Raw genomic sequence first — 17,845 nt, forward strand, 5'->3', positions numbered from 1 at the left:
GCCCGACATGGGCGGCATGGGCGGCATGATGTAATCATCCGCTTGTCGCAAGACAGACGAAGGGCCGTCCCGAAAGGGGCGGCCTTTTTCATGCCCGGGCTTTGAAGGCAGCATACGGGACGTATGGGGCATGGCCGCCCCCTAGTCTGATCCATGACAGCAACAGGAGATGTCGAACATGGATCTGCTCAAGGACAAGGTGGCAATCGTCACCGGCGCGTCATCGGGAATCGGCCGGGCCACGGCGCTGCTTTTTGCAGCCGAAGGTGCGGCCGTTGTGCTGAACGCACGGGGCGCATCCGCGCTTGACGAAATCGCCGAGGAAATCGCGGATATGGGCGGGCGCGCCTGCCAATTCGCGGGGGATGTCGCGGATCCGGCCACCCATTCGGAACTGGTCAGGCTGGCCATCGAACGCTACGGACGGCTCGACATCGCGGTGAACAACGCTGGCATCGTCGGGCCTATGGGTCCGATCGCCGAGATCGAGCCCGAGGACTGGAACCACGTCCTTGGGACGAACCTGACCGGCGCCTATCTGGGCGCGCGCGCCCAGATCCCGGCAATTATCGCCGGTGGGGGCGGTGCGATCCTCTTTACCTCGACCTTTGTGGGGACCAGCGTGGGGATGCCCGGCATGACGGCTTATGGCGCTTCAAAGGCCGGGCTGATGGGCCTCGTCAAGGGGATTACCGCCGATTACGCGCTGCAAGGCATCCGCGCCAATGCGATCCTGCCGGGCGGGGTCGATACCCCCGCTGCCGGCAACCGCGAGCAAAAGGAATGGGCCGCAGGGCTGCACGCCATGAAACGGATCGCCGAACCGGTCGAGATCGCCAATGTCGCGCTGTTTCTCGCCAGCCCGATGGCAAGCTTCGTGACCGGCACGGCGCTTTTTGCAGATGGTGGAAACTCGGCGGTGAAGTAGCGCCTCAGCCGTCCTTTTCCGCCAGTTCCAGCCATTCCTCCTCGGCGGCGGCAAGTGCCGCCTGGCGTTCCGACAGGCCCTCGCTCGCCTTGGCGAATTTGGCGGGGGCCGAGGTGAACAGGTCGGGCTGGGCGAGGAAATCGTGCAGCTTGCCGATCTCGGCCTCCAGGCGCTCCATCACGCCCGGAAGGGCCTCCAGCCGCTTTTTCTCGGTAAAGCTCAGGCCGGATTTCGCGACCTGGGCCTTCGGCTCGGGCTTTCCCGGTGCCGATGGCGCGGCGGCGGGCTTCGCCCCCTCGGTCGCGATCTCATCCTCGGGGCGCTGCGCGCGGTAGTCCGACCAGCCGCCGGGATAGATCACGGCGCGGCCGTCACCCTCCATCGCCACGGTGGTCGTGGCCACGCGGTCGATGAAGTCGCGGTCATGGCTGACCAGCAGCACGGTGCCGTCATATTCGCCCAGAATATCCTGCAGCAGGTCCAGCGTTTCAACGTCCAGATCGTTGGTCGGTTCGTCCAGAACCAGCAGGTTCGAGGGCCGCGCCATGATCCGCGCCAAAAGCAAGCGTGCCTTCTCGCCGCCCGACAGGCTGCCGACCGGCGCGCGTGCCTGCGCCTCGTCGAACAGGAAATCCTTGAGATAAGCGATGACATGCTTGGGGTTGCCGCGCACCATGACCTGATCCGAACGGCCAGAGACCCGCATCGACGGATCGCCCGTCAGCGCGTCCCACAGGCTGACCGTCTCGTCGATGGCGCTGCGTGCCTGATCAAAGATCGCGACGTCCAGATTGGTGCCATGCTTGACCTCGCCGGTATCGGTCGGGATCTCTCCGGTCAGCATCTTGATCAGCGTGGTCTTACCGACGCCGTTCGGGCCGACAAAGGCCACGCGGTCGCCGCGCAGCACGCGCAGGTCGAAAGGCTTCAGGATCGTGCGGTCCCCGAACGCCTTGGAAATGCCCTTGGCGTCGATCACGCGCTTGCCGGATTGCTGGCCCGATTCCAGTTCCATCAGGGCCGTGCCCTGACGGCGGATCTGGCCCGCGCGTTCATCGCGCAGTGCCGCCAGCGCGCGGACGCGGCCCTGGTTGCGCTTGCGCCGGGCGCTGATCCCCTCGACCGCCCAACGGGCCTCGGCCTTGATCTTGCGGTCCAGCTTGTGGCGGGCGTCATCCTCGGCCGCCCAGACCGTTTCGCGCCAATCCTCGAAATGTTCGAAGCCGCGTTCCTGACGGCGGACCTCACTGCGGTCGATCCACAGAGTCGCGCGCGTCAGGGCGCGCAGGAAGGCGCGGTCGTGGCTGATCAGGACGAAGGCGGTCTTGGTCGTCGAAAGCTGCTCCTCGAGCCAGCCGATCGCCTCGATGTCCAGGTGGTTCGTCGGCTCGTCCAGCAGCATCAGCTCGGGCGCCTCCGCCAGCAGCCGGGCCAAAGCGGCGCGCCGACGCTCACCGCCCGAGGCGGTGGCGACGATGCGGTCGGGGTCGAATTTCAACCCCTCGGCCGCCATCTCGACGCGATAGCCTTCGCCGTCATGCAGGCCGGCGCGGGCGAAGTCGCCCAGCGTGGCAAATCCCGACAGGTCGGGTTCCTGCTCCATATAGCCGACCTTGACGCCGGCCGGGGTGATGACCTGCCCGGCATCGGGCTCGACCAACCCGGCCATGACCTTCATCAGCGTGGACTTCCCCGAGCCGTTGCGGCCGACCAGCGCCAGCCGGTCGCCTGCCTGCACGGTCAGGTTCAGACCGTCGAAAACGGGATTGCCGCCGAAGGTCAGGGAAATGTCGGTAAGTTGCAAAAGGGGTGCGCGTGCCATGACCCGCGAGATATGATGCCCCGCGGCCTTGGTCAACGGGCGCTAGAGCTGTTCGACCAGTTGACCCGCCAGCGCGTGCAGTTCCTGCCGGTATCCGGTCCGGGCCGAGGGCTGGTCAGGATCCGAGGTCATCGCGATCGCAACCGCCGGGCTGCGCCCCGCTGCCGGAAAGACATAGATCATCTGCCCGCCATAACCCCAGCCATACCGGACATCCCGCCCGCCGATCCGGCTGATGAACCAGCCATAGCCATATTCCTCGCCATTGAAGATCGAGCGCGTGCGGGGCCGCCAGCTTTCCGCGATCCAGTCCTGCGGGATCACCCCCTGCCCGCCCGCGGCATAGGCCGCACCAAAGGCCAGCAGGCTGCGGGTCGACATCGCCATCTGGTTCCCGCCCAGATAGACGCCCTGCGGGTCACGCTCCCATCCGGTGATGGCAAAACCCGGAATCGCCAGCCAGTCCCGCGCCAAAGCCAGGGTCGAGCGGCCCGATGCCCGCGTCAGCATGGCCGAGACAAGATGGCTTGACGCCGTAGAGTACAGCATCCTGCCGCCGGGTTCGGTTTCAAATGGCACCGCCAGCGCGGCGCGGACCCAGTTCCGGCTGCTGACCCAGCGCCCGTAATTCGGCCCGGACTGGCGCTGAAGCCCCGCCTGCATGGACAGCAGGTTGCCCAGCGTCAGGTCCCCCATCCTTGGGTCAGGGTCAGGTGGCAGATCGTCCCGCAGCACCTGGGACACGGGTTGGTCCGCACCCGAAAACAGGCCCTTCCGAATGGCGATCCCGGCAAGGGCCGAGATGACAGATTTCGACGCTGACTTGATGTTGGTGGGCCGGTCCGGGGTAAAGCCGCCATAACCCTGCGCCGCGATCTCGGCCCCGTCGCGCCACAAGGCGACGGCGCGCAGTTGCGGCAGCATCGCCGCATCGGCAAGGGCCGCTTCAGTCGCCCCCCGAGCCAGTCGGGGCGAGGCAAGCAGCGGCAGGGCGGCGGCGGTCAGCAGGATTGAACGTCGGTGCATCATCGTTATATGGGGCATGACCGGGCCGCGTGGGCTTCACCCTTTCGTGACCCCGTCCTTTCCGTCCGCCAGCCGCAGCCAGCCGGACCATCAGCACGACAAGGAAACCCATGTCCCAGACGATGTCCCGTTCCCGCTGCCATGTCGCCACCGACCATGCCAGCCGCTATCTGCAGCAGCTTTGCAAGCATTGGGCGCACAAGTTCGTGGTCAGCTTCGATCCGCAACAGGGCCGCATCCTGATGACCGAGGATCGCGAGGTCACGATGACCGCGACCCCCACTGCGCTTGAAATCTCGCTTTCCGCGCCCGCCGAGGCGCTGACCCATCTTCAGGATGTCGTCGACAGCCATATCATCCGCTTCGCCTTCCGCGAGGAACTGGCCTTCGACTGGCAGCCGGCCTGAAGCTGCGGGGGCGCACCGGAAACGGTTGTCGCCCCCCGCCCTCGCCGCTAATCTGCCCGCTGACCCAGAAGGCCGAGAGATGAGCGAGAGCGACAAGACCTATCAAGTGCTGGCGCGGAAATACCGCCCCGAGACTTTCGCCGATCTGGTTGGCCAGGATGCGATGGTGCGGACGCTGAAGAACGCCTTCGCCGCCGACCGCATCGCGCAGGCCTTCATCATGACCGGCATCCGCGGAACCGGCAAGACGACCACCGCCCGGATCATCGCCAAGGGCCTGAACTGCACCGGCCCCGACGGTGCCGGCGGCCCCACGACCGAACCCTGCGGGGTCTGCGAGCATTGCGTCGCCATCTCCGAAGGTCGCCATGTCGACGTGATGGAAATGGACGCGGCCTCGCGCACGGGCGTGAACGACATCCGCGAGATCATCGAAAGCGTGCATTACCGGGCCGCTTCCGCCCGCTACAAGATCTACATCATCGACGAAGTCCACATGCTGTCGACCAGTGCCTTCAACGCGCTGCTGAAGACGCTTGAGGAACCGCCGCCGCATGTGAAGTTCATCTTCGCCACGACCGAGATCCGCAAGGTTCCCGTGACGGTCCTGTCCCGCTGCCAGCGCTTCGACCTGCGCCGTATCGAACCCGAGGTGATGATCGCGCTCCTGCGCAAGATCGCAACGCGCGAGGGGGCCGAGATCACCGATGACGCGTTGGCGCTGATCACCCGCGCGGCCGAGGGCTCGGCCCGCGACGCGACCTCGATCCTCGACCAGGCGATCAGCCACGGCGCCGGAGAGACCACTGCTCCGCAGGTCCGCGCGATGCTGGGGCTGGCTGATCGCGGCCGGGTGCTCGACCTTTTCGACATGATCCTGCGCGGCGCGGCGGCCGAGGCTCTGGCCGAGTTGCAGGCGCAATATGCCGATGGCGCCGACCCGATGGCGGTATTGCGCGACCTGGCCGAGATCACGCACTGGATCTCGATCGTGAAGATCACGCCCGAGGCGATTGATGACCCGACCGTCGGCCCGGACGAACGCGCGCGGGGCCAGGATATCGCGACCCGGATCCCGATGCGGGCACTGACCCGGCTGTGGCAGATGCTGCTGAAGGCGCTGGAAGAGGTCGGTGCTGCTCCGAACGCGATGATGGCCGCCGAAATGGCGATCATCCGCCTGACCCATGTCGCCGACCTTCCCGACCCCGAGGCACTGATCCGCAAGGTCCAGGCCTCGGCCGCGGCGGGTGAGTTCAGCCGCGCCTCGGCCCCCGCCCCCAGCCGGGCCGAAGCACCGCGCGCCAGTGCGCCGCGCGCGCCCGTCGCCATCCGTGCCGACGGTGCCGCGGCGGCAATGGCCGTTTCGCCCGACGCGCTGGCCGCTTTCCCCGATTTCGAAGCGGTGATCGACTTGATTCGCCGGATGCGCGACATGAAGTTGCTTCTCGATGTCGAGGATCACCTGCGGCTCGTGCGGTATTCCCCCGGCCGGATCGAATTCGAACCCACGGGCAACGCCCCCCGCGACTTTGCCCAGCGTCTGGCCGAACGCCTGCGCGGCTGGACCGGCGGGCAACGCTGGGCGGTCACGGTCGTTTCGGATGGTGGCCAGCCCACGATCAGCGAACAGCGCGCCGCGCGCGAGGTGGCGGCACGGGCAAGGGCGATGGAGAACCCGACCGTGCAGGCGATCTTCGCGACCTTCCCCGGCGCAAAAATCACCGCGATCCGCCCGGTTCCCGTCCCGCCAACGGTTGAAAAGCCCGCCGATGAAGATACATCCCCGCATGAGCTGACCGAAGGCCCCGTGGCCGAGGTCGAGGAATGGGACCCTTTCGAGGACGAGGAATAAGCGATGTTCAAAGGCCTTGGCGACATGGGCGATCTGTCGAAGATGATGGAGGCTGCCCAGCAGATGCAGACGAAGATGGCCGAGATGCAGGACGGGCTGACGCGCCTGTCCGTCACCGGCGAAGCGGGGGGCGGCCTCGTCAAGGCAACCGCCACCGCCAAGGGCGAACTGACCGCGCTGGACATCGATCCTTCGATATTCCGCTCGGAAGACAAGGAAGTGGTCGAGGATCTGATCCTGGCCGCGATCAAGGACGCGCAGCGCCGCGCCACCGACAAGGCGGCCGAGGAAATGGCCCGCCTGACGCGCGAGATGGGCCTGCCCGCAGACCTGAAGATGCCCTTCTGACATGGGCCCCGGCCCCGCTGCTGGCGACGACATCGAAACATTGATCACGACGATGGCGCGGCTGCCGGGGCTTGGCCCCCGCTCGGCCCGCCGCATCGTGCTGCACCTGATCCGCAAGCGCGCGGGCCAGATGGCGCAGCTTGCCGCGCTGATGTCGAGTGTCGCCGAAACCGCGCGGGAATGCCGGACATGCGGCAACATCACCCAGTCCGACCTTTGCCCCATCTGCCAGGATCCCGGACGCGCCACGGGCGAGATCTGCGTCGTGACCGAGGTCGCGGACCTTTGGGCACTGGAACGCGGGCGAGCCTTTCGCGGACGCTATCACGTCCTCGGCGGCACCCTTTCGGCGCTGGACGAAATCGGGCCTGAGGATCTGCGCATCCCTGAACTCGTCGCCCGGATCGCGGATGAAAACGTGACCGAGGTGATCCTGGCCCTTGCCGCAACGGTCGAGGGTCAGACCACGGCCCATTACATCGCCGAGGCGCTTGAGCCCACCGGGGTCGCCGTGACCGGCCTTGCGCAGGGCGTCCCTGTCGGGGGCGAACTCGACTATCTCGATGACGGAACCATCACCGCGGCGCTTCGCGCGCGGCGCAGGCTCTGACAGCAAAAAAGGCGCAACCTTTCGGCCGCGCCCGTTTCATCGTTTCGGAAATACCCCGGGGGAGCGGGGGCAGCGCCCCCGCTTCCTGTCGTCAGGCGTCCAGTTTCTCGACGGTCTGCGCGCCCTTGGCGATCTCGATCCGGCGCGGTTTCAGCGCCTCGGGGATCTCGCGGGCCAGGTCGATGTTCAGCATTCCGTCCTGATGGCTCGCGCCCACGACGCGGACATGGTCGGCCAGGGTGAAGCGACGTTCGAAGGCACGGGTCGCGATGCCGCGATGCAGGAAGGTCCGGCCCTCATCCTCGGCGGACTTGCGGCCCGCAACGATGACGGCGCCATCCTTGACCTCGACATTCAGGTCCTCTGCGCCGAAGCCGGCAACCGCGATCGCGATGCGATAGGCATTCTCGCCAGTCTTCTCGATGTTATAGGGGGGATAGCTCGCGATATCGGCCGAGAGCGCTCGGTCCATCACATCGGCCATGCGGTCGAAGCCCACCGAGGCACGATAAAGCGGGGTCAAGTCGAAATTGCGCATATTCGCATCCTTTTCAAAGCGATACAAAGGCTTGCCCCCCTTGCGGGCGGGCAGGTCCGTCGGCGCCTTCTGGCCCTCCGACATCGCTTCAGTTGGGAATGGGCAATGATCTTTTCAAGCCCGGCCCGACCTGTGGTCAGCTTCGGCGTCGCCGGGGTATTTGGAAAACGGTGAAACCGAAGGTCAGCGCGAAAGGGCGCCGGGTGCCGGCCCTCCGGTTGCCCAGTCCAGCAGCTCGACCGTATGAACCACCGGCAGGCCGGTTCCGGATCCGATCTGCATCATGCAGCCGATATTGCCGGCGGCGATCACCTGGGGTGCCGTCGCCTCGAGCGTCGCGACCTTGCGGCGCTTCAACTCACCCGACAGTTCCGGTTGCAGCAGATTATAGGTTCCGGCCGAACCGCAGCAAAGATGCGCGTTTTCCGGCTCGACAACGGTGAAGCCGGCGCGCGTCAGCAGCGATTTCGGCGCGCTTTTGATCTGCTGGCCGTGCTGCAGCGAACAGGCCGAATGATAGGCAACGCGCAGCGCCTGCCCCGTCGACTCGGGCAGCCCGTGCGTGTCTAGAAATTCGGTCACGTCGCGCGCCAGCCTGGCCACGCGTTCGGCCTGGGCCTGCATCGTGTCGCCCGCGAAGATCTTGCCGTAATCCTTGACCGTGGTCCCGCAGCCCGAGGTGTTGATGATGATCGCATCCAGTGCGCCGGCGGCATCCGCCGCCAGAAAGCCGCGGACCGTGGCCCGGGCAGAGTGCAGCGCGTCCTCTTCGCGGCCCATGTGATGGGTCAGCGCGCCGCAGCAGCCGAAGCTTTCGGGGATCACCACCTCGCATCCGGCACGGCGCAGCAGCCGGATCGTCGCGTCGTTGATGTCGGTGTTCAGCGCCCGCTGCGCGCAGCCCGGCATCAGCGCCACCCGCGCGCGCTTTTCCCCGATCGGCGCGAAGACCTGACCGCGGTCATTGGCGCTGGCGCGGGGCAGCGATTTCGGCGCCATGTCCAGCATCGCCCGCAGCCTTCGGTCGGGCATCAGCCCGGCAAAGGGACGTGCCATCCTTGCCCCCATCAGCGCCAGCCTGAACCGACCCTGATGCGGCAGCACCTTGGCCAGCATCCAGCGCAGTGCCCGGTCGCGCCAGGGCCGGCGATAGGTCTTTTCGACATGGATGCGCGCATGGTCGATCAGGTGCATGTAATCCACCCCCGAGGGGCAGGTCGTCATGCAGCTGAGGCAGCTGAGACAGCGGTCCAGGTGCTTGACGGTCTTTTCGTCCGCGTCCCGCCCGCTTTCCAGCATGTCCTTGATCAGGTAGATTCGCCCTCGCGGGCTGTCCAGTTCATCGCCCAGCACCTGATAGGTGGGGCAGGTCGCGGTGCAGAATCCGCAATGGACGCAGGCGCGCAGGATCTTGTTGGACCGCGCGACCAGCGGATCCTTCAGCTGTTCTTCTGTAAAATTGGTTTGCATGAACTTTCGCTGGCAAAGATGCCGCGAGGATCGAACCGCTCGCGGAGGCTGGCATTCAGCCTTGCGACCACCGGGTGGGGCGCAGGCAGGGTCAGGGGGCTTTCGCCGGTGACGCGGGCGGCATGGCCCGACCATTGCGGCAGGCGCGGCACCTCGCCCGAGGGCAGTGCGACCCAGATCAGCCCGCCGCCCCAGTCAAGGGCCAAGGGCTGCGGCAGGGCGGCAAGCAGCCGTGCCACCTCGGACGGATGGCAGACGATGCGCCACAGGTCGCCCTCGGCCACGCGCGGGATCATGTCGGACCAACACGCGCCGTCGCCATCGGCCACCTCGCCGAAGGGGGCAAGCCGATCGCTCAGGGCGCGGCGGCGGATACCGACCGATCCCTCGAGCCCTTCGATGCGGATCAGCGCGCCCTGCCCCGGCAGCCATGCCGCGCCCGAGACGTCATAGGGACCGGTCAGGGCCGAAGTCAGTGCCGCGACTGCCTGCGTCGCGTCAAGCCCGGGCAGGGCCAGCGTCGCGGCACAGGGCGGGATCGGCGCGGTCTTGAAGGACAGTTCGGTCAGCACGCCCAGCCGTCCGCGCGATCCGGCCAGCAGCTTCACCAGATCATAGCCGGTGACGTTCTTCATCACCCGTCCGCCATTCCTGACGATCTCGCCCTGACCATCGACATAGCGCAACCCGATCAGCGCATCGCGGCAGGCCCCCGACTGGACCCGGCGCGGGCCCGAGGCGTTGGCCGCGACCACGCCGCCGATGGTCGAGCCGGGCCGGGCATCGGGTTCAAAGGCCAGCATCTGACCTTCGGCGGCCAGAACGCGCTGGACCTCGTCCAGTTGCGTGCCGGCGCGGACCACCAGCGTCAGTGCGGCAGGTTCGTAAAGCGTCACCCCGGCCAGCCCCGAGACGTTCAGCCGCTCTCCCTGCCCCTCGCCCGGTCGCAACCGGGTGCCGCCACCAACGGGCGAAAGGGGTTCGCGCGCGGTGCGGATCAGCTGGGCGACATCTTCCTCGGTCTCAGGCCGCATTGCGGATCCCTTCGCGCCGGGGGGCCGAGACGGCCAGCGGAAAGACCTTGGCCGCGTTCAGCAGCCAGCCGGGATCGAAGACGTCCTTGACCCGCATCTGTGCCTCAAGATCGGTGGTGGTGAATTGCGTCGACATCAGCTCGCGCTTTTCAACACCGACGCCATGTTCGCCGGTCAGGCAGCCGCCGACCTCGACGCAAAGCTTCAGGATCTCGGCCCCCAGCGCCTCGCAGCGTTCAAGGTCTCCGGGCGTGTTGGCATTGTAAAGGATCAGCGGATGCATGTTGCCGTCGCCCGCGTGAAAGACGTTCGCGACATCCAACCCATATTCGCCGGAAAGCCGGGCGATCCCCGCCAGCACCTGCGGCAGGGTCGAGACGGGGATGGTGCCGTCAAGGCACATGTAGTCGTTGATCTGTCCCATCGCGCCAAAGGCCGATTTGCGGCCCAGCCAGATGCGGCGGGATTCGTCCTCGGACTTGCTTTCGCGGAACTCGATCGGATCGAAGGCCTCGGCAATGCCCCGGATCAGGCGCAGCTGTTCGTCGATCTCGGGCGCGGTGCCTTCGACCTCGATGATCAGCAGCGCCTCGCAATCGGGGTAGCCCGCGCCGGCAAAGGCCTCGGTCGCGCGGATGCAGGGGCGGTCCATGAACTCGATGGCGACGGGCAGGACGCCCGCGCGGATGATGGCGGCGACGCAGGCACCCGCGGTTTCCGAGGCGTCAAAGCCGACCAGCACCGGGCGCGCACCCGCGGGTTTCGGCAGGATGCGCAAGGTCGCCTCGGTCACGACGCCAAGCTGGCCCTCGGACCCGCAGACGACGCCCAGCAGATCCAGTCCCGCCGCTTCCCCCATCGGGCCGCCAAGCTCGACCACCGATCCGTCCATCAGGACGACGGTCACACCCAGCAGATTGTTGGTGGTGACGCCGTATTTCAGGCAATGCGCACCGCCTGAATTCATCCCGATATTGCCGCCGATCGCGCAGGCCAGCTGGCTGGAGGGATCGGGCGCATAGAAAAAGCCAGCGCCGTCCACGGCACCGGAAACGGACAGGTTCGTGCGCCCCGCCTGGACCCGGATGAAACGGTCGTCCAGATTGGTGTCGACCACGGCATTCATGCGGGCAAGACCCACGATCACCGCGTCGGCGGTGGGCATCGAGCCACCTGCAAGACTGGTCCCTGCCCCGCGCGGCACAACCGGCACGCCTTCGTCATGGCAGATCCGCAGGACCGCCGCGACCTCGTCGGTCGTTGCGGGCAAGACCACAGCCAGCGGCGGGCAGCGATAGGCGGAAAGCGCGTCGCATTCATAGGCGCGGGTTTCGGCGGGATCGTCGATCACAGCCGCGGGAACGGCTTCGCGCAGGCGCGCGACGATGCTTGCGGCGCGCGCGATGACGCGGCGGTCGGGCTCGGGCATCTGCATCAGACGTGCGACCCCTGCAGGATGCGGGTTGCTGCCATTGCTTCCTCCACCGCAAAGACGACGCCCCTTGGATAGCCGCGCCGCAAGTCTCTGGCAACCGCCCTGCACCGCCGTTAGTCTTGCGGCATGGAAAGCAGCATCGTCACCCTTCCCCAAAGTTTCACCACGGCCGATGCCGCCGCGGTGATCTGGCTCTTCGGCAGTTGGCTTGCGATCGGCTGGCTGACCGAGCATCCGCCGCGCCGCCATCCTTCGGTCTCGGTGCTGATGAAGGAATACCGGCGGGAATGGATGCGGCAGTTCGTGACGCGCTCGCCCCGCATTTTCGACGGCAATATCCTGTTCTCGCTGCGCGAAGGCACGTCGTTCCTGACCTCCGCCTGCATGATCGCGATCGGGGGCGGGCTGGCGCTGATCGGCAATACCGACCAGTTGGCCGGGGTCGCCCGGCAGTTCGACATGGACCATGTCCCGGCGCTGATGTGGGAAATCAAGATCGTGGTCGCGCTGTTCTTCGTCGCCAATGCGATGCTGCGCTTCATCTGGTCGCATCGCCTGTTCGGCTATTGCGCGATCATGATGGCCGCAGTCCCGAACGAGATCGACGATCCCCATGCCGTGCCCCGCGCCCTGCAAGCGGCCGAGATCAACATCACCGCCGCGAAAAGCTACAATTCCGGGCTGCGCTGCGTCTATTTCGCGCTTGGGGCGCTGGGATGGCTGGCGGGCCCGCTTTGGCTGTTCATGGCGACGACCGCGGTGCTGGCCGTCACCGTCCGCCGGGAATTCGCCTCAGGCTCGCGCCGTGTAATTCTGGCGCGACTGCCCTGACACGCGTGCCTGCCAGGCCGCGAGCGCCAGCACAAGAAGGCCCGCGATAGACAGCGCGATCCCGACCAGACCCGAGGAACGCCAGCCCCAGCCAGCCCCCAGCGCCATGCCCGCCAGCCAAGGGCCCAGCGCGTTGGCGGCGTTGAAGGCGGCATGGTTCATCGCGGCGGCCATGGATTGCGCTTCGCCCGCGACCTCCATCAGCCGTGTCTGCAACGGCACCGCCATCGAGGCGCCGACCCCGATGATGAAGGACGAGCCGATCATCAGCACCCAGTTGCCCACGGCCAGCGAAGCCAAGCCCTGCGTCACCGCCATGAAGACCATCAGCACGAACGAGGCGCGGAATTCTCCCAGCCGGATCGTCAGGCGGGCGGACATGATGCTGCCCAGCGTCATCCCGACGCCAAAGGCCGACAGCAGTGCCGCCACCGCCCAGGATGGCGGGTTGGTGGTCGCCAGCATCGCGGCCGACAGATAGGAATAGACCGCAAAGACGCCACCGCAGCCGACCGCGCCGACCAGCAGCGTCAGGATGACCGCGGGGTTCTTCAGCGCCCGCAACTCGGCCATCGGCCTTGCGTTCGGAGGGGCGCCCACGCGCGGCGCAAGCCGCAGGATCAGCCAGCCCGCGATCAGCGCCAGCACGCCCGGCAGAGCAAAGCCCCAGCGCCAGCCCAATCCCTGCCCCAGCACCCCCGCCAGTGGCACGCCCGCGATATTGGCGATGGTCAGGCCCAGCAGGATCTGCGTCACCCCCTTGGCGCGCTGCTCTTTCGGCAGGGCGTCGGCGGCGAACAGCATGGCCACGCCCAGAAAACCACCATGCGGCAGGCCCGCCAGGAAACGGGTGAAGACCAGCGTGCCATAGCCGGGCAGCACTGCCGCCAGCAGGTTCATCAACCCATAGGCCGCGATCAGCCCCGCCAGATACCGCCGTCGCGGCAGCTTTGCGCCCAGAAGCGTCGTGATCGGCGCGCCAACGACGACGCCCAGCGCATAGGCGCTGATGACGTGACCGGCCTGCGGCTCGGTGATGCCCAGATCGCTGACATACCAGGGCAGCAGCCCCATGGCCGCGAATTCGGACGTTCCGATGGCAAAGGCACCAAGCCCAAGGGCCAGGATCGCGAGTTTGAGGTTCGGCGGGGGCGGCATGACGTCACGTTCCGGGCTGAGGGGGAGTTGTGATGGCGATAACAGATCGCCCCTTCTCCTGTCAGCATCACCCCAGCACAGTCCGGCCATGCGCTCAGCGCAAGGCTAGACCTGCCAGTGCGGCTTGCGCTTGTCGAAAAAGGCGGCAATGCCCTCGGGCGCCTCGTCCCCTTCCCAGACGCGGACCAGTGCTTCGACCGTGTGGTCGATCACCTGCTGGTCCAGACGCGGACCAAGATCGCGGACAAGACGCTTGGCCGCGGCAACCGCGCCGGGCGCGCAGGACAGATAGGGCGCAACCTCGGCCTCGACCGCGGCGTCAAGCTGATCTGCCCCGGCAGTGCGGGCCACGAGATCAAGGTGCATCGCCTCATCCGCGCCAAAGGCGCGACCGGACATGAAGACGCGGCGTGCCCTTGCCTCGCCCAGCCTGGCGACGACATAGGGACCGATGGTCGCGGGGATCAGGCCCAGCCGCGTCTCGGTCAGGGCAAATCGCGCCTCGGGCACCGAAATCGCCACGTCGCAGACAGAGATCATGCCGATCCCGCCGCCGAAGGCATTGCCCTGAACCCGCCCGATCAGCGGCTTCGGCAAGGTGTTCAGCGCATTCAGCATTCCCGCCAGCTCGCGTGCAGCGGCGCGACGGGTATCGGCATTGGCGCGCATCTGGTCCTGCATCCAGCCCAGATCGCCACCCGCGCAGAAGCTTTTCCCCTCGGCCGCCAGCACCACCACGCGGACCGCGCTGTCATCGGCCAGAAGGGCCGCGGCCTCGGTCAGCGCGTGGATCATCTCGGCCGACAGGGCATTGTGCTTGTCGGGACGGGCCAGCCACAGATGGGCAACGCCGCGCGGGTCGACCTCGATCCGGATCGTCTGCATCATTCCCCTCCTGCCCGCATGGCGCGGGCCATCATGGCGGCACTGTCGATCACCGCCGGATCAAGGCCGGTCTGATACCCCCGTGCGGCAAGATGGGCGGCCACGGCCTCGGTCGCGACATTTCCCTTGGCTCCGGGGGCATAGGGGCAACCGCCAAGCCCGCCCACCGCAGCGTCGAAAACCCTCAGACCGCGCGCAAGACTTGCATCGACATTCGCAAGCGCGCGGCCCGCCGTGTCGTGGAAATGCCCGGCAAGGCGCTCGGGCGGCAGTTCCTGCAGAACGGCTGACAGCATCGCGTCCACCGTTTCGGGGCGGCCCTGCCCGATCGTGTCGCCCAGGCTGATCTCATAGCAGCCCAGGTCGCGCAGCGCCGCAGCGACGCGGGCGACATTCGCGGGTGGCGTCGGCCCGTCATAGGGGCAATCCGTCACGACCGAGACATAGCCCCGGACCGGAATGCCATCGGCCCGCGCCGCCGCCGCCACCGGCGCAAAGCGTTCCAGGCTTTCGGCAATGCCCGCGTTCAGGTTCGCGCGCGAGAACCCTTCCGAGGCCGAGGCGAAGATCGCGACCTCGTCGGCGCGGGCGGCCCGCGCGCCCGCGTATCCCTTCATGTTCGGGGTCAGGACGGCATAGCTGATGCCGGGTGCGCGGGTGATGCCAGCCATGACCTCGGCCGCGTCGGCCAGCTGCGGCACCCATTTCGGGGAAACGAAGCTTGTCACCTCGATCCGGCGAAAGCCGGCGCGCGACAGCAGGTTGACCAGCGCGATCTTTTCGGCTGCAGGGATGCGACGCTTTTCGTTCTGCAGCCCGTCGCGCGGTCCCATTTCAAAGATTTCAGCCCTGGACATCGGGCACCTCGTAGAAATCGCGGTCATAGATCACGCGTGTTCCCGGCCCCGGCAAAGCGCGTCGAAAGGCGGGGCGGGCCGCGCAGCGCGTCGCATAGGCCGCAAGCAACGGACGCTCGTTCAGCCGCACGAAGCGCGTCGAAAGCCACACGGAATAGCCGATCTGGCAATCCACGCCCGAAAACTCGCCCAGCAGCCAGTCGCGGGTCTCAAGCGCCTGTTCGACCAGCCCCAGTGCGCGCGCAAGCCGCGCCGCCTCCAGCTTCATGACGGTCGGCGAGCGCTGCCAGTCCTCGCGCAGCATGATGTGATGCTGGGTCAGGTTCGCCAGATGCTGGCCCAGCGTCTCGCCGAAATGCAGCCAGTCCAGCCATTCGGCCCGTCCCTCGGTTCCCGGTGCGCGGCCCAGATGCGGGGCGCGGGTCTCGCACAGCCATTCGGTAATCGCACCGGATTCATGAAGCGTGACCCCGCCATCGCGAAGGGCGGGAACCCGGCCCACGGGATGGACCCCGGAATAAGGGGGCTTGCGCATCGAGCCGTCGAAGAAATCCAGCTCTTTCAGGGTGAAGGGACAGCCGATCTCGTTCAGCAGCCACAGCGCCCGCATCGACCGGGACAGAGGCACATGCCACAGCGTCAGGTCAGCCATCCTCATCCTCCAGCCGGATCAGGGGCGCGCCCGCCTCGACCTGATCGCCAGCGCGGGCCAGCACTTCGGCCACGCGGCCATCGCGGGCGGCGGTCAGGGTATGTTCCATCTTCATCGCCTCAAGGATGGCCAGCCGGTCGCCGCTCGCGACCTCCTGCCCGGCGGTCACGAAAACCGCCTTGACCAGCCCCGGCATGGGCGAAAGTGTCAGGCCCCCGCCCACCTCTGCCCCGCCGCGCGCCAGCGGATCAAGCGGCACCAGCGTCAGCGAGCGCCCGCCAAAGACGCTGGTTCCCGCCGCGTGGGTCACGATGCGAGAGCGGCGGGGGCTGCCATCCACCCACCAGCGCCCGCCTTCATATCCGATCTCATGGGTGCGGCCGTCCAGCGTGACGCGGGCGGCGCCGGGGCCAAGCACCTCCAGCACGGCGTCGCCGCCTTGCCACGCGATCGTGCGGCGCAAAGGCTGCCAAAGGGTGATGCCGCCGCGCACCATGGGGTCGTCCAGCCCGGCAAGCCCCAGCACGGCCAGGGCACGCGCGCGGGGATCAGGCTCGGCCGCGCGGATCAGATCGTCAAGATCGCGGCCGATCAGTCCGGTATCGACCTCGCCGCGGCCAAACCCCTCGTGCCGGGTCAGGGCGATCAGGAAATCGACATTGGTGACAGAGCCCGCGACCTCGGTTTCGGCCAGTGCGGTTTCCAGCGCACGCAGCGCGATGGCCCGCGTCGCACCATGCGTTACGACCTTGGCGATCATCGGATCATACCAGGGGCTGATCGTATCCCCCGCGCGTACGCCGGTTTCGATCCGCGCGGTATCGGGAAAGCGCAGATGGGCCAGCGTCCCGGTCGCAGGCAGGAACCCGGCGGGCACATCCTCGGCGTAAAGCCGCGCCTCGAAGGCATGGCCGGTGATGTGCAGATCTTCCTGTCGAAGGGGCAGATTCTCACCGCTGGCGACGCGCAATTGCCATTCGACCAGATCGATGCCGGTAATCGCCTCGGTAACGGGATGCTCGACCTGCAGGCGGGTGTTCATCTCCATGAACCAGAAGCGGTCAGGGCGCAGCCCGTCCGAGCCGTCGACTATGAATTCGATGGTTCCCGCCCCGGAATATCCGATCGCCTCGGCCGCGCGCACCGCCGCCGCGCCCATGGCCGCACGCATCGCACGCGTCATGCCGGGGGCCGGGGCTTCCTCGATCACCTTCTGGTGGCGGCGCTGCAGCGAGCAGTCGCGCTCGAACAGGTGGACCGCCCGAATACCGTCGCCAAAGACCTGCACCTCGATGTGGCGAGGCTTGGGGACGAACTTCTCGATCAGCACGGCGGAGTTGCCGAATGCGGTCGCGGCCTCGCCCTGGGCCGAGGCGAGGGCGGCAGCGAAGTCCGCCGGGCTTTCCACAAGCCGCATCCCCTTGCCGCCACCGCCGGCGACGGCCTTGATCAGCACCGGATAGCCGATGCCGTCGGCCTGCCGGGCCAAATGCGCACTGTCCTGATCCGCGCCGTGATAACCCGGCACGACCGGGACGCCCGCGCGCTCCATCAGCACCTTGGCCGCGTCCTTCAGCCCCATCTTGCGGATCGCCGCCGCCGAAGGGCCAATGAAGACAAGGCCGGCCGCCGTCACCGCATCAACGAAATCCGGGTTCTCGCTGAGGAAGCCATAGCCGGGATGGATCGCCTGCGCGCCGGTTTCAAGCGCCGCGCGGATGATCGCGTCGCCCCGCAGATAGCTTTCGCGGGGCGCGGGGCCACCGATATGGACCGCCTCGTCCGCCAGCGCGACATGGCGCGCGCCACGGTCCGCATCGGACCAGACGGCGACGGTGCCGACGCCAAGCTTGCGGGCGGTGTCGATGACGCGGCAGGCGATTTCGCCGCGATTGGCGATCAGGATCTTGCGGAACATCCGGCACCTCGGGTGGCGGGGGCGGCACCGGGGGTTTCACACCCCCGGACCCCCGTGGGGTATTTGGCAAA

17 protein-coding genes are annotated in these 17,845 nt (G+C 67.2%); 6 read left to right on the top strand and 11 right to left on the bottom strand.

What is annotated here, in order from left to right; all coding sequences use genetic code 11:
- Nucleotides 1-178: 178 nt before the first annotated feature.
- On the top strand, nt 179-928 hold the full coding sequence (locus ACO2Q4_RS07130) for an SDR family oxidoreductase (protein ID WP_423318335.1): 750 nt from the start codon (nt 179-181) through the stop codon (nt 926-928).
- 4 nt (nt 929-932) lie between these two features.
- Here the strand turns inward: ACO2Q4_RS07130 and ACO2Q4_RS07135 are convergent, their stop codons facing one another.
- Nucleotides 933-2,750 carry an ABC-F family ATP-binding cassette domain-containing protein gene (locus ACO2Q4_RS07135; protein ID WP_423318337.1) on the bottom strand — a complete coding sequence of 606 codons (1,818 nt, stop codon included), beginning with the start codon at nt 2,748-2,750 and terminating at the stop codon, nt 933-935.
- Between the two features lie 42 nt (nt 2,751-2,792).
- Nucleotides 2,793-3,776, bottom strand: a complete 984-nt coding sequence (locus ACO2Q4_RS07140; protein WP_423318339.1) for a serine hydrolase domain-containing protein — start codon at nt 3,774-3,776, stop codon at nt 2,793-2,795.
- A gap of 110 nt (nt 3,777-3,886) precedes the next feature.
- On the opposite strand from ACO2Q4_RS07140, the gene ACO2Q4_RS07145 reads away from it, so the two are divergent.
- The 4 genes from ACO2Q4_RS07145 (at nt 3,887) to recR (ending at nt 6,996) form a co-directional block, all read left to right on the top strand.
- Nucleotides 3,887-4,183, top strand: coding sequence for a DUF2218 domain-containing protein (locus ACO2Q4_RS07145; protein WP_423318341.1), 297 nt, complete (start codon nt 3,887-3,889; stop codon nt 4,181-4,183).
- Between the two features lie 79 nt (nt 4,184-4,262).
- Nucleotides 4,263-6,038 (top strand): DNA polymerase III subunit gamma/tau, encoded by a 1,776-nt coding sequence (locus tag ACO2Q4_RS07150; protein ID WP_423318343.1) that lies wholly within the window; start codon nt 4,263-4,265, stop codon nt 6,036-6,038.
- A gap of 3 nt (nt 6,039-6,041) precedes the next feature.
- Nucleotides 6,042-6,386 carry a YbaB/EbfC family nucleoid-associated protein gene (locus ACO2Q4_RS07155; RefSeq protein WP_311758750.1) on the top strand — a complete coding sequence of 115 codons (345 nt, stop codon included), beginning with the start codon at nt 6,042-6,044 and terminating at the stop codon, nt 6,384-6,386.
- Nucleotide 6,387: 1 nt separating this feature from the next.
- Nucleotides 6,388-6,996: a recombination mediator RecR gene (recR, locus tag ACO2Q4_RS07160; RefSeq protein ID WP_311758749.1), complete on the top strand. Its 609-nt coding sequence runs from the start codon at nt 6,388-6,390 to the stop codon at nt 6,994-6,996.
- 91 nt (nt 6,997-7,087) lie between these two features.
- Here recR and ACO2Q4_RS07165 read toward each other — a convergent pair whose 3' ends face one another.
- The 4 genes from ACO2Q4_RS07165 to ACO2Q4_RS07180 form a co-directional block, all read right to left on the bottom strand.
- Nucleotides 7,088-7,534 (bottom strand): Hsp20 family protein, encoded by a 447-nt coding sequence (locus ACO2Q4_RS07165; RefSeq protein ID WP_311758748.1) that lies wholly within the window; start codon nt 7,532-7,534, stop codon nt 7,088-7,090.
- A gap of 183 nt (nt 7,535-7,717) precedes the next feature.
- On the bottom strand, nt 7,718-9,004 hold the full coding sequence (glcF, locus tag ACO2Q4_RS07170) for a glycolate oxidase subunit GlcF (RefSeq protein ID WP_423318346.1): 1,287 nt from the start codon (nt 9,002-9,004) through the stop codon (nt 7,718-7,720).
- Nucleotides 8,974-10,038, bottom strand: coding sequence for an FAD-binding protein (locus ACO2Q4_RS07175; RefSeq protein ID WP_423318348.1), 1,065 nt, complete (start codon nt 10,036-10,038; stop codon nt 8,974-8,976). The genes glcF and ACO2Q4_RS07175 overlap by 31 nt, the downstream gene beginning before the upstream one ends.
- Nucleotides 10,028-11,473, bottom strand: coding sequence for an FAD-linked oxidase C-terminal domain-containing protein (locus tag ACO2Q4_RS07180; protein ID WP_423318350.1), 1,446 nt, complete (start codon nt 11,471-11,473; stop codon nt 10,028-10,030). The genes ACO2Q4_RS07175 and ACO2Q4_RS07180 overlap by 11 nt, the downstream gene beginning before the upstream one ends.
- 126 nt (nt 11,474-11,599) lie before the next feature.
- On the opposite strand from ACO2Q4_RS07180, the gene ACO2Q4_RS07185 reads away from it, so the two are divergent.
- Entirely contained in the window at nt 11,600-12,304 is a 705-nt protein-coding gene (locus ACO2Q4_RS07185; protein ID WP_311758744.1) for a DUF599 domain-containing protein, read from the top strand.
- Here the strand turns inward: ACO2Q4_RS07185 and ACO2Q4_RS07190 are convergent.
- The 5 genes from ACO2Q4_RS07190 to ACO2Q4_RS07210 all read right to left on the bottom strand — a co-directional run bounded on the left by ACO2Q4_RS07190 (nt 12,266) and on the right by ACO2Q4_RS07210 (nt 17,774).
- Nucleotides 12,266-13,462: an MFS transporter gene (locus ACO2Q4_RS07190; protein WP_311758743.1), complete on the bottom strand. Its 1,197-nt coding sequence runs from the start codon at nt 13,460-13,462 to the stop codon at nt 12,266-12,268. The two genes, ACO2Q4_RS07185 and ACO2Q4_RS07190, sit on opposite strands and share 39 nt — an antisense overlap.
- Before the next feature lie 105 nt (nt 13,463-13,567).
- Nucleotides 13,568-14,350: a crotonase/enoyl-CoA hydratase family protein gene (locus tag ACO2Q4_RS07195; protein ID WP_423318352.1), complete on the bottom strand. Its 783-nt coding sequence runs from the start codon at nt 14,348-14,350 to the stop codon at nt 13,568-13,570.
- Entirely contained in the window at nt 14,347-15,204 is an 858-nt protein-coding gene (locus ACO2Q4_RS07200) for a hydroxymethylglutaryl-CoA lyase (protein ID WP_423318354.1), read from the bottom strand. The genes ACO2Q4_RS07195 and ACO2Q4_RS07200 overlap by 4 nt, the downstream gene beginning before the upstream one ends.
- Complete coding sequence (locus ACO2Q4_RS07205; RefSeq protein ID WP_423318356.1) at nt 15,191-15,856, bottom strand: glutathione S-transferase family protein; 666 nt, start codon at nt 15,854-15,856, stop codon at nt 15,191-15,193. Before ACO2Q4_RS07205 ends, ACO2Q4_RS07200 begins: the two co-directional genes overlap by 14 nt.
- Complete coding sequence (locus ACO2Q4_RS07210) at nt 15,849-17,774, bottom strand: biotin carboxylase N-terminal domain-containing protein (protein ID WP_423318358.1); 1,926 nt, start codon at nt 17,772-17,774, stop codon at nt 15,849-15,851. The genes ACO2Q4_RS07205 and ACO2Q4_RS07210 overlap by 8 nt, the downstream gene beginning before the upstream one ends.
- Between the last annotated feature and the right edge of the window lie 71 nt (nt 17,775-17,845).

Source organism: Paracoccus sp. KR1-242 (assembly GCF_049446195.1).
GTDB lineage: Bacteria > Pseudomonadota > Alphaproteobacteria > Rhodobacterales > Rhodobacteraceae > Paracoccus > Paracoccus broussonetiae.

Coding starts and splice junctions, on each gene's coding strand:
- ACO2Q4_RS07140 (WP_423318339.1), bottom strand. CDS start 3,776: ATGCACCGACGTTCAATCCTGCTGACCGCCGCCGCCCTGCCGCTGCTT.
- ACO2Q4_RS07195 (WP_423318352.1), bottom strand. CDS start 14,350: ATGATGCAGACGATCCGGATCGAGGTCGACCCGCGCGGCGTTGCCCAT.
- ACO2Q4_RS07175 (WP_423318348.1), bottom strand. CDS start 10,038: ATGCGGCCTGAGACCGAGGAAGATGTCGCCCAGCTGATCCGCACCGCG.
- ACO2Q4_RS07155 (WP_311758750.1), top strand. CDS start 6,042: ATGTTCAAAGGCCTTGGCGACATGGGCGATCTGTCGAAGATGATGGAG.
- ACO2Q4_RS07200 (WP_423318354.1), bottom strand. CDS start 15,204: ATGTCCAGGGCTGAAATCTTTGAAATGGGACCGCGCGACGGGCTGCAG.
- glcF (WP_423318346.1), bottom strand. CDS start 9,004: ATGCAAACCAATTTTACAGAAGAACAGCTGAAGGATCCGCTGGTCGCG.
- ACO2Q4_RS07130 (WP_423318335.1), top strand. CDS start 179: ATGGATCTGCTCAAGGACAAGGTGGCAATCGTCACCGGCGCGTCATCG.
- ACO2Q4_RS07180 (WP_423318350.1), bottom strand. CDS start 11,473: ATGCAGATGCCCGAGCCCGACCGCCGCGTCATCGCGCGCGCCGCAAGC.
- ACO2Q4_RS07210 (WP_423318358.1), bottom strand. CDS start 17,774: ATGTTCCGCAAGATCCTGATCGCCAATCGCGGCGAAATCGCCTGCCGC.
- ACO2Q4_RS07205 (WP_423318356.1), bottom strand. CDS start 15,856: ATGGCTGACCTGACGCTGTGGCATGTGCCTCTGTCCCGGTCGATGCGG.
- ACO2Q4_RS07145 (WP_423318341.1), top strand. CDS start 3,887: ATGTCCCAGACGATGTCCCGTTCCCGCTGCCATGTCGCCACCGACCAT.
- ACO2Q4_RS07165 (WP_311758748.1), bottom strand. CDS start 7,534: ATGCGCAATTTCGACTTGACCCCGCTTTATCGTGCCTCGGTGGGCTTC.
- ACO2Q4_RS07190 (WP_311758743.1), bottom strand. CDS start 13,462: ATGCCGCCCCCGCCGAACCTCAAACTCGCGATCCTGGCCCTTGGGCTT.
- ACO2Q4_RS07150 (WP_423318343.1), top strand. CDS start 4,263: ATGAGCGAGAGCGACAAGACCTATCAAGTGCTGGCGCGGAAATACCGC.
- ACO2Q4_RS07135 (WP_423318337.1), bottom strand. CDS start 2,750: ATGGCACGCGCACCCCTTTTGCAACTTACCGACATTTCCCTGACCTTC.
- recR (WP_311758749.1), top strand. CDS start 6,388: ATGGGCCCCGGCCCCGCTGCTGGCGACGACATCGAAACATTGATCACG.
- ACO2Q4_RS07185 (WP_311758744.1), top strand. CDS start 11,600: ATGGAAAGCAGCATCGTCACCCTTCCCCAAAGTTTCACCACGGCCGAT.